General features: G+C 43.9%; 7 protein-coding genes. 6 read left to right on the plus strand and 1 reads right to left on the minus strand.

Going from position 1 to position 10,648, the window contains the following annotated elements; all coding sequences use genetic code 11:
* Positions 1–150 precede the first annotated feature (150 nt).
* The 5 genes from ACY3LV_RS20820 to odhB all read left to right on the plus strand — a co-directional run bounded on the left by ACY3LV_RS20820 (position 151) and on the right by odhB (position 7,969).
* On the plus strand, positions 151–741 hold the full coding sequence (locus ACY3LV_RS20820; protein WP_333560273.1) for a superoxide dismutase family protein: 591 nt from the start codon (positions 151–153) through the stop codon (positions 739–741).
* Positions 742–804: 63 nt separating this feature from the next.
* A complete protein-coding gene (locus ACY3LV_RS20825; protein WP_087993850.1) occupies positions 805–1,719 on the plus strand; it encodes an AAA family ATPase in 915 nt (304 codons plus the stop codon).
* A gap of 10 nt (positions 1,720–1,729) precedes the next feature.
* Positions 1,730–3,646, plus strand: coding sequence for a vWA domain-containing protein (locus tag ACY3LV_RS20830; protein ID WP_464864443.1), 1,917 nt, complete (start codon positions 1,730–1,732; stop codon positions 3,644–3,646).
* A 228-nt stretch (positions 3,647–3,874) separates the two neighbouring features.
* Positions 3,875–6,709, plus strand: coding sequence for a 2-oxoglutarate dehydrogenase E1 component (gene sucA, locus ACY3LV_RS20835; RefSeq protein ID WP_148961591.1), 2,835 nt, complete (start codon positions 3,875–3,877; stop codon positions 6,707–6,709).
* A 15-nt stretch (positions 6,710–6,724) separates the two neighbouring features.
* On the plus strand, positions 6,725–7,969 hold the full coding sequence (odhB, locus tag ACY3LV_RS20840; protein ID WP_464864444.1) for a 2-oxoglutarate dehydrogenase complex dihydrolipoyllysine-residue succinyltransferase: 1,245 nt from the start codon (positions 6,725–6,727) through the stop codon (positions 7,967–7,969).
* 49 nt (positions 7,970–8,018) lie between these two features.
* Here odhB and ACY3LV_RS20845 read toward each other — a convergent pair whose 3' ends face one another.
* On the minus strand, positions 8,019–8,981 hold the full coding sequence (locus ACY3LV_RS20845) for a bile acid:sodium symporter family transporter (protein ID WP_464864445.1): 963 nt from the start codon (positions 8,979–8,981) through the stop codon (positions 8,019–8,021).
* Positions 8,982–9,213: 232 nt separating this feature from the next.
* Between ACY3LV_RS20845 and ACY3LV_RS20850 the strand changes: the two genes are divergently transcribed.
* Entirely contained in the window at positions 9,214–10,551 is a 1,338-nt protein-coding gene (locus ACY3LV_RS20850; RefSeq protein ID WP_333560278.1) for a sodium-dependent transporter, read from the plus strand.
* Positions 10,552–10,648 lie beyond the last annotated feature (97 nt).

Below are 10,648 nucleotides of genomic sequence, written 5' to 3' on the forward strand. Positions count from 1 at the left end.
ATTAGCTGAACAACTAAAGAAACAGCAGAAAACAAAAAAGCTTGTAGAAAAAACGTCGTTTTCTCTACAAGCTGAGCCTTTTTATAGGCTTTTTTGTTTAGATCAGACAATGATTGACCACACTGTTAGAAAAAACAAGGGGGAGACAGTATGCACCGTCTCTTGCTGTTTATGATGCTGACGGCACTGGGAGTTGCGGGATGCGGACAAAAAAATCCTCAGGACCCTCTTAAGCGGGTGCCGGAAAAAGAAGTGATTGAAACGTCAGCGTTTGGTCATCATGTCCAGCTGGTTAATCGAGAAGGCAAAGCAGTCGGTTTTATAGAAATCAAAGAATCAGATGACGAAGGACTCGATATTCACATTTCCGCAAACAGCCTGCGCCCCGGCGCTTCACTCGGTTTTCATATTCATGAGAAAGGTTCATGTGTCAGGCCGGATTTTGAATCAGCGGGAGGCCACTTTAATCCGCTGAACAAAGAACACGGCTTCAACAATCCGATGGGGTATCATGCCGGAGATCTGCCGAACCTTGAAGTCGGTGCCGATGGAAAAGTAGATGTCATTATGAATGCGCCGGACACCTCACTGAAAAAAGGAAGTAAGCTAAATATTCTCGATCATGATGGGAGTGCGTTTATTATTCATGAACATGCCGACGATTATTTGACGAATCCAAGCGGAAATTCAGGTGCGCGTATCGTCTGCGGAGCCCTTTCCGGCCATAACGAGAAACAGTAAAATCATCCAAGCCCTTTTGTATTGAGCATACAGGGGCTTTTTTAGTATACTCGTTAATGGAATATGAATAGGAAAGGGAACCTGACTATGACAACTCAATTACAGCACTTAACATTGCCGGAAGAGATACAAAAAAAGCTTTTACTATATAAAGACCAGCCGATTTCTCCAGAGTTTCAGTCGCTCATCGGGACGTCAGGCTATGAGGCGGAGGATGAAGCCATTTTATTCGACGCCATCATTGCATTAGCCATGGGGAAAAATGTCTTGCTGAAAGGGCCTACAGGCTCAGGGAAAACAAAGCTGGCAGAAACATTGTCCAGCTATTTTCATAAACCGATGCACAGTGTCAACTGTTCAGTGGACTTGGACGCTGAAGCCTTAGTCGGGTATAAAACGATTGAAAATCAATCTGGCCAGGCAACGATCGAGTTTGTTTCTGGGCCTGTCACAAAAGCCATGAAAGAAGGCCATTTTCTGTATATAGATGAAATCAATATGGCAAAGCCCGAAACACTGCCCATATTAAACGGTGTATTAGATTACAGAAAAATGATGACAAATCCGTTTACGGGCGAGGTCATACGGGCTAAAGGCGGCTTCGGAGTCATTGCAGCCATCAATGAAGGCTATGTTGGAACTGTTCCGCTGAATGAAGCATTGAAAAACCGTTTTGTCATCATTGACGTTCCTTATATTAAAGGCGAGTTGCTGAAACAAGTGCTCACGTCTCAGTCAGCTCTGAAAGATGAGAAATTGATTGACCGGTTTATCACGCTTTCTTCTGACCTGATCGTCCAGGCCAATAACGGACAGGTATCTGAAGAAGCTGCATCCATCAGAGCGTTAATTGATACATGTGATTTAGCGGCTTATATTCCGCCGCGCCGCGCCATTGAGCGGGGAATTGTAGAGAAGCTTGATGATGATCGGGAAAAGGCGGCCGTCCGAAATATCGCAGAAACTCTGTTTGAATGAGGGAGCTGCGATGAAATTTATCAAATTTAACGACAGCACAATTGATTCGTTTTTATTTATGATGCTCACGGATTTGGCCAAAACACTCACCAAGAGTGAAGCGGTAGAAGTGGAGTATGGCGTCCAGTCGTATTACAATCCATTTGAAAAGAAAATTTATATGAGTCATTTTTGGAAAGACAGGGCAGCTGAGGACATGGAAGCGGGTCTGAAAAGCGACGTCTACCTGCGTTCGGTCGGAACGAGATATAGCTCGCTGCAAGAGTTTGCGAACTTTTTGGATGATATTCATCAGCATCTGACGTTCAAAAGCTTTGCTAAGCAGCTGTTTATGCTGCTTGAGGACATCAGAATTGAAGAATGCATCAAACACGAGCGTCCGGGTACGAAACATGTATTTGCAAAGCGAAAAGGTATGTACAGAAAACACTTCTCCACCCAGCTGACCTTGAATTTGGAACGAAGCATTTTTACGGATGCCCTCTTTTGCGCGTTCTATGTCAAGCTAACAGCGGAATCACCGCTCGAGACCCTTCCGTCCATGCGTGAAGATATTGATCTGATGCGCCCGTTTATTGAGCAGCAGCTCCTGCGCGTGTATGAAGCAGATTCGACACGACAGGTTCTGAAAATTGTTGAAAACCTCATGGACGGGCTTGAAGAGGTGCTCGATAAAGACATGTTGAACACCTACTTCTTTTTACCTGAGCTTGATTACGCAATAGCTGCACAACAACCGTTATTTGAGGAAGAGAAAAAATCGCCTAAGCTGAGTGATGACATCACGCTTCCGAAAAAGTCAAACGGTGATGAGGATATTCATGAAGAAGAAATGCCGACGTGGCACCGGGAAACAGAAGCCCCGTCTAAAAGCTTCCTTCAATTTGATATTGAACATGGCGCTAAATCAGATTTAGGAAAAGATGCTTCAAGAGAAGGCGACGATGGAGATCAGGCCCTTGGATCTGTCCAAGGATCAGCCAGACAAACAAAACGGAAAGACTATTCCCAGCTGGAAGCACTGGAGTCCCAGAAAGACCAGCCGAACGGAGCGGGCATGGCTGACGGCAAAGAAAATAAATATGCATTTCCGATTTACAAAGAACCGCAGCCGGCAACCAGTGAAGAAGGGATTTCTTATAAACAGCAGGCAAAAACGATTGAATCGTATCAAAAGCGTTTGAAACAAATGATTCAAAAAACGCTGGAGCATAAAAAAACATTGCCGAGAACAGACCTTCATGCCGGAAGGCTAAATAATAAGCTTCTCCGTTACTTTACTGAGCGAAATCCGCGTCTTTTCTACAAAAAGCAAGAACCTTCTTCAGAAATTGACGCAGCTTTCACGTTGTTGGTCGACTGTTCAGCCAGCATGTTCGACAAAATGGACGAGACAAAGCGGGGAATCGTGCTGTTTCACGAAGCGTTAAAATCCGTAGCGGTTCCGCATCAGATTGTCGGTTTTTGGGAGGACACAAATGATGCGTCTGAAACAAGCCAGCCAAACTATTTCAATACGGTTATTCCGTTTCAAACATCATTAAGACAAGAGGCAGGGCCGGCAATTTTGCAGCTTGAGCCTGAGGAAGATAACCGTGACGGCTATGCGATCCGGCAGATGACGAAAAAAATGCTGCAGCGCAGCGAGTCTCAAAAGTTCTTGATTGTTTTCTCAGATGGAGAGCCGGCCGCGTTTGGCTATGAACAAAACGGAATTGTCGATACTAGTGAAGCGGTGATTGAAGCGCGAAAAAGAGGGATAGAAGTCATAAATGTTTTTCTCTCCAACACAGAAATAGAAGAATCACAAATGAAGACCATTCAGGATATGTACGGAAAATTCAGTATATTTGTCCCGGATGTCGATCAGCTTCCGGATGTTCTGTATCCGCTGCTGAAAAAACTGCTCCATAAAAGCATAGGATAGCTCTTGATCCTATGCTTTTTGGTGTTTCTTTTTTTAAATGATTAAATTTTTGGTTTTTTATAAAGGATTTTTACTATTTTGTGAACAATCAAGGTAGAATCAAATTGCAAACAGTGGTAAAATATCGTTGGAAGCGTTTTTATTACATAATTTTGGACACAGCGTTCGAAAGTTATTTTAAGATAGTGAATCAATCACTTGATTATCTAAGTTGGGGGTAATATTCAAATGTTTCAAAATAGTATGAAACAACGAATGAATTGGGAAGATTTTTACGGTCCGAACCTCGGCTATGCGCTGGAGCTTTACGATCAGTATACCCAGGATCCGAACAGCATTGATCCGGATCTAAAGGAAATGTTCGATGAGCTTGGTGCTCCGCCAAACGATATAAAAGAGGCCTCGGGAACAGAAGAAAAGGGACGTGTTACAGCCGATCTGATTCAAAAGATCGCAGCCGCAGTCAGACTTGCAGAAGATATCCGAACCTATGGCCATTTAAACGCTTCCGTCAATCCGCTCAGAAAGGATGGGAAAAAGAGTGAACTCTTTCCATTATCTGATTACGGGCTAACAGAAGAGGAAATAAAAGCAATACCTGCGTCAGTGATTTGCAAAGACGCTCCTAAAAACATTACGAACGGTTTAGAAGCCATTCAATATTTACGAAATACGTATAAAAGAACCATCTCATTTGAATTTGACCATGTGCATGCCTTCAAAGAGCGCGAGTGGCTGACAAAGATGATTGAATCCGGTGAGCTGTTCCAGAAGAACTCAGCTGAAAAGCTGTCGGCTGTGCTGGAAAGACTGACAGAAGTAGAGGGTTTCGAGCAGTTTTTGCACCGCACATTCGTCGGACAGAAGCGCTTTTCCATTGAGGGTTTGGACGCTCTTGTTCCAGTGCTGGATGACATTATTGCACAATCTGTCAAATCAGGAACGACGAGTGTCAACATCGGGATGGCGCACAGGGGGCGCCTGAATGTCTTGGCACATGTGCTCGGTAAACCGTATGAAATCATTTTCTCCGAATTCCAGCATGCGCCGAACAAAGATCTTGTCCCGTCTGAGGGGTCAATCGGAATCAGCTACGGATGGACAGGCGATGTTAAATACCATCTGGGGGCGAATCGGGAGCTTCAAGACGCTGCAACAAAATCAGCGCGCATTACGTTAGCAAACAACCCGAGTCACTTGGAATTTATCAATCCGATTGTTGAAGGCAGCACAAGAGCGGCACAGGAAACGAGAACACAAAGCGGATACCCGGTGCAGGACGAAACAAAATCTCTTGCCATTTTAATTCATGGAGACGCAGCATTCCCTGGGGAAGGAATTGTCGCTGAAACATTGAATTTAAGCTCTTTAAAAGGGTATCAAGTAGGCGGTGCGATTCATATTATCGCCAATAACATGATCGGATTCACGACAGAAAGCGCTGAATCAAGATCAACAAAATATGCCAGTGACCTGGCGAAGGGCTATGAAATCCCAATTGTCCACGTTAATGCGGACGATCCTGAAGCCTGTCTTTCAGCTGTTAAGTTTGCGGTGGAATACCGAAAAACATTCAACAAGGACTTTCTGATTGACTTGATCGGGTACAGACGTTATGGGCACAACGAAATGGATGAGCCATCAACTACTCAGCCGATGCTGTATGATGCTGTCAGAAAACACCCGACTGTCAAACAAATTTTCGCCGAAAAGCTTGTGAATGAAGGCGTGCTTGACAATGATGTTGTACAAAACATCGAAAAATCAGTAACGAAGCGTATTGAGGATGCTTATCAGAAAGTGCCGGCTAAAAAGGAACAAACCGCCTGTGAGATTGAACTTCCAGAGCCTGTTTCAAACGGTTTTCCTGATGTGGACACATCCATTGATTTTGATGTGCTTCGCAAGTTGAATGGCGAATTGGTCAACTGGCCGGAGTCATTTAACGTTTTCGGCAAGCTTAAGCGCATTTTAGAAAGACGCGCCAAGGCGTTCGATGATGACAGAAAAGTGGAATGGTCTTTGGCTGAATCACTCGCGTTTGCTTCAATTTTGAAAGACGGAACACCGATTCGTTTAACAGGGCAGGATTCCGAGCGAGGAACGTTTGCCCAAAGAAACCTAGTGCTTCATGACAGTGAGACGGGTGAAGAGTTTGTGCCGCTTCATAACTTATCAGACTGTGGTACATCTTTTGCAGTTCATAACAGCCCGCTGTCTGAAGGATCGGTTCTCGGCTTTGAATACGGCTATAACGTGCATTCACCGGAGACGCTTGTATTATGGGAAGCGCAGTATGGAGATTTTGCCAACGCTGCTCAAGTGTATTTTGACCAATTCATTTCGGCCGGCCGCGCGAAATGGGGTCAAAAATCCGGATTAGTCATGCTGCTTCCGCACGGTTACGAAGGACAGGGGCCTGAGCACTCAAGCGGAAGAATCGAACGGTTCCTGCAGCTTGCCGCGGAAAACAACTGGACGGTTGCCAACCTGACAAGCGCCGGACAATATTTCCATATACTTAGAAGACAGGCTAAAATGCTGCTTCGTGAAGAAATCAGACCGCTCGTTATTATGACGCCGAAAAGCCTTCTTCGTAATCCGAATACAGTTTCCGAAGTGCAGGAGCTCAGCGAAAGCCGATTCCAGCCTGTTTACGAACAGTCCGGACTTTCTCATGACTATGAAAAAGTAACCAGACTTGTATTATCCAGCGGTAAAGTGTCCATAGACATCAGCGACCATTTTAATAAGTTAGAAGACGGTAAAGAATGGCTTCACATTGCGAGAATTGAACAGCTGTATCCATTCCCGGCAAAAGGAGTCAAAGAATTACTTGCAAAACTTCCGAACCTGAAAGAAATCGTTTGGGTGCAGGAAGAACCGCAGAACATGGGGGCTTGGAGTTATATCAGCCCGTATTTGACAGAAATTGCACCAAAGGGAGTAAGCGTTCAATATATTGGACGAAGAAGACGATCCAGCCCTGCAGAGGGAGATCCGACAGTTCATAAAAAAGAACAGGAACGTATTGTATCTGATAGCTTGACTCGCAAAAACTAAGGGGGAAATGAAAAAATGGCGGAAATTAAGGTACCTGAATTAGCAGAATCAATCTCAGAAGGAACAATAGCCCAATGGTTAAAGCAGCCTGGTGATTATGTAGAACAGGGTGAATATCTGCTTGAACTAGAAACGGATAAAGTAAATGTTGAATTGACAGCAGAAGAATCGGGTGTACTTCAAGAGGTATTGAAAGATTCGGGTGATACCGTCCAGGTCGGAGAAATTATCGGTACGATTTCAGAAGGTGCGGGTGAAAGTTCTGCCCCTGCTCCTTCAGAGAAAGCTGAAAGCAAGGAAGAAGAGAAGCAGGCTGAACCAGCGGCGCAAGAGGTGAGCGAGGAAGCGCAAACCGAAGCAAAGTCAAGAACGATCGCTTCTCCTTCAGCCCGTAAGCTGGCAAGAGAAAAAGGCATTGACCTGTCTCAGGTTCCAACGGGAGATCCGCTTGGAAGAGTGCGCAAGCAGGATGTCGAAGCGTACGAAAAACCAGCATCAAAACCGGCTTCTCAGCAAAAACAGCAGCCTCAGGCTCAAAAAGCACAGCAAAGTTTTGACAAACCTGTCGATGTGCAAAAAATGTCACGCCGCAGACAAACGATTGCAAAACGCCTTGTAGAGGTACAGCAAACATCAGCAATGCTGACTACATTTAATGAAGTAGACATGACGGCTGTCATGAATCTCAGAAAACGCCGCAAAGATCAATTCTTTGAGCAAAATGAAGTGAAACTCGGCTTTATGTCTTTCTTCACCAAAGCGGTTGTCGCTGCGCTGAAAAAATATCCGCTGCTGAACGCGGAAATTCAAGGCGATGAGCTGCTCGTTAAGAAGTTCTATGATATCGGGATTGCTGTTGCGGCTAATGAAGGCCTTGTCGTTCCGGTTGTACGGGATGCGGACCGCCTGACATTTGCAGGAATCGAGAAAGAAATCGGCGAGCTTGCGAAAAAAGCAAGAAATAATAAACTAACCCTTAGCGAGCTTCAGGGGGGCTCTTTCACCATTACAAACGGAGGTACTTTCGGTTCACTGATGTCGACTCCGATTTTAAACAGCCCTCAAGTCGGTATACTGGGCATGCATAAGATTCAGCTGCGACCTGTCGCAATTGATGAAGAGCATTTCGAAAACCGTCCGATGATGTATATCGCTTTATCTTACGATCACCGGATTGTAGACGGTAAAGAAGCGGTTGGTTTCCTAGTGACAATTAAAAATCTACTGGAAGATCCTGAACAGCTTTTATTAGAGGGATAATAAAAGAAGGTACATCACTTCATCGTGATGTACCTTTTTTGATCTGTATTTAAAGAGACAGATTGCTGCTAGATGCTGTTTGTTTCTTTTTCGCTTTTTTTGACCAGTACGTTGCAAGCATGGAACCTGAAAGGTTATGCCACACACTAAACATCGCGCTAGGTACGGCTGATAGCGGTGCGAAATGAGCCGTGGCAAGTGCCGCCCCAAGTCCTGAATTTTGCATGCCGACTTCGATTGCAATCGCTTTTTGAGATGGATAATCCATTTTTAACAGCTTTGCGCAAAGAAATCCAAGCGCATAACCGATACCGTTATGCAGAATGACAACTGAAAAAATGAGCAGCCCTGATTGAAGCAGATTTTCCCGGTTGCCGCTGACGACAGCTGAGACAATCGCAACGATGCCAATGACAGAAACAAGCGGAAGGGCATGTACGGCTTTTGCCACTTGTTTTCTGAAAAACATTTTGACGATCACGCCTGCAATGATCGGAAATAACACAGCCTGCAAGATTGAAATAAACAAAGACCCCGGTGAGACAGGAAGCCACTCCTTGGCAAACAGCATAATCAAAACCGGTGTTAAAACAGGCGCCAACAAGGTGGAAATTGTTGTAACAGCAACAGAAAGGGCCGTATTTCCTTTTGCTAAAAAAGTCATGACATTAGAGGCTGTGCCGCCTGGACAGCAGCCGACAAGAATAACACCCACTGCGATTTCTGCTGGAAGATGCAGTCCAACTGCCAGGCCGAAAGCAATAAGTGGCATGATGGTATACTGTATAATCACCCCCACCATGACATGCCAAGGTTTTCTGAGCAGCTCTTTGAAATCATCGGCTTGCAGAGTAAGCCCCATTCCAAACATGATAATGCCAAGAAGAATCGTAATATAAGAACTGATCCATGTAAAAAAAGACGGGAAAGAAAATCCCAGCACGGCAAAAACAATGACCCATATGCCGAAGGTTTGTCCCGCGAAATGACTTACTTTTCTAATAATACCCATAAAAACACTCCTTACATATTGATCAAGAACTTCAGCAAAAATTCCGGACGGATTTTTAAGCATCCTCTTATTATAATTAATTTTCTGAATAATTCAATATCAGTAGTTAAAATGTCTTTTTGTAGATTACTATAAATATATTATGTAAACTAACAAAAATGTTCTTGACTATATAGGAAGATATTCTTACAATGAATCTTTATAATGGTTTGATAAAATTAGGAGTGATAGGGTGAAGGAAGCGAATCAATGGTCTTCGAAGCTCGGCTTTATTTTGGCCGCGGCAGGATCAGCTATCGGGCTTGGCGCGATATGGAAATTTCCATATGTAGCGGGAACCGGCGGAGGAGGCGCATTTTTACTTATTTTTATTTTATTTACGGTTTTAATCGGACTGCCTTTATTGTTTGGTGAATTCATCATAGGCAGAAAAACACAGAAAGATGCCGTTCAATCCTATAAAACACTTGCTCCGGGAACGAAGTGGCATTGGATCGGTTATTTAGGCATGGCGACGTGCTTTATTCTTTTATCTTTCTACAGCGTCGTCGGCGGGTGGATTTTAATTTATATTACAAAAGGCTTCACTGGCGGATTATCGCAAACATCTGGTTTTGATACGATATTTGCAAGTACAATTTCAAATCCTTATTTAGCTGTAGGAGGCCAGCTGCTCTTTATGGTGGTCACCATTTTAGTTGTTGCCAAAGGGGTAAGCAGCGGAATTGAAAAAGCCAGCCAAGTGTTAATGCCGGCGCTTTTTATATTATTTGTCATATTAATGGTGCGTTCCGTTACACTTGATGGCGCCATGGAAGGGCTCAAGTTTTTCCTGATGCCCGACATAACAGCAATTGACGCCAATACGATTTTATATGCTATGGGCCAATCCTTTTTCTTATTAAGTGTCGGCGTATCTGTCATGGTAACGTATAGCTCTTATTTAGAGAAACAGGAAAATCTTGTGCAATCTGCTGTATCAGTAACGGTATTGAACATGCTTGTTGCTGTAATGGCCGGAATCGCGATTTTTCCAGCTGTATTTTCATTCGGCCTCAAACCAGACCAAGGACCGGTTTTGTTATTTAACGTGCTGCCGACTGTGTTTAATCAAATGCCGTTCGGAATTATCTTTTTATTAGCATTTTTAATTCTATTTTTATTCGCGGCACTGACATCCGCTTTTTCAATGCTGGAAATTTTGGTCGCAGTGCTTTCTAAAGGCGATGTCAATAAGAGAAAACGATTCGCTTGGTTAGGCGGAATTGCTATTTTTATTGTCGGTGTGCCGTCTGCACTATCATACGGTGTATTAAGTGACGTTACTATTTTTAACTTGTCCATTTTTGATGCGGCCGACTATCTTGTGAGCAATATTTTAATGCCGTTAGGCGCGTTATTGATTTCTATATTTGTCCCGTTAAAAATACCGAAACAGGATTTGTTTGACGAGCTGAAAAGCGGTTCCAACCTTAAACGAAAGTGGTTTGCGGTTTGGCTGCTGCTCATTCGTTATCTATCTCCTGTTGCCATCATCATCGTATTTTTGCATGTGTTAGGCATTTTTTAAAACACGAAGCCCCCGGGAAATGATATGATCCCCTCATAGTAGACAGAAAAAAGAAAGCATACTAATCTGTCTACTATGGAGGGGATTTTTTATGGGG

Source organism: Bacillus sp. 11C, from assembly GCF_055486375.1.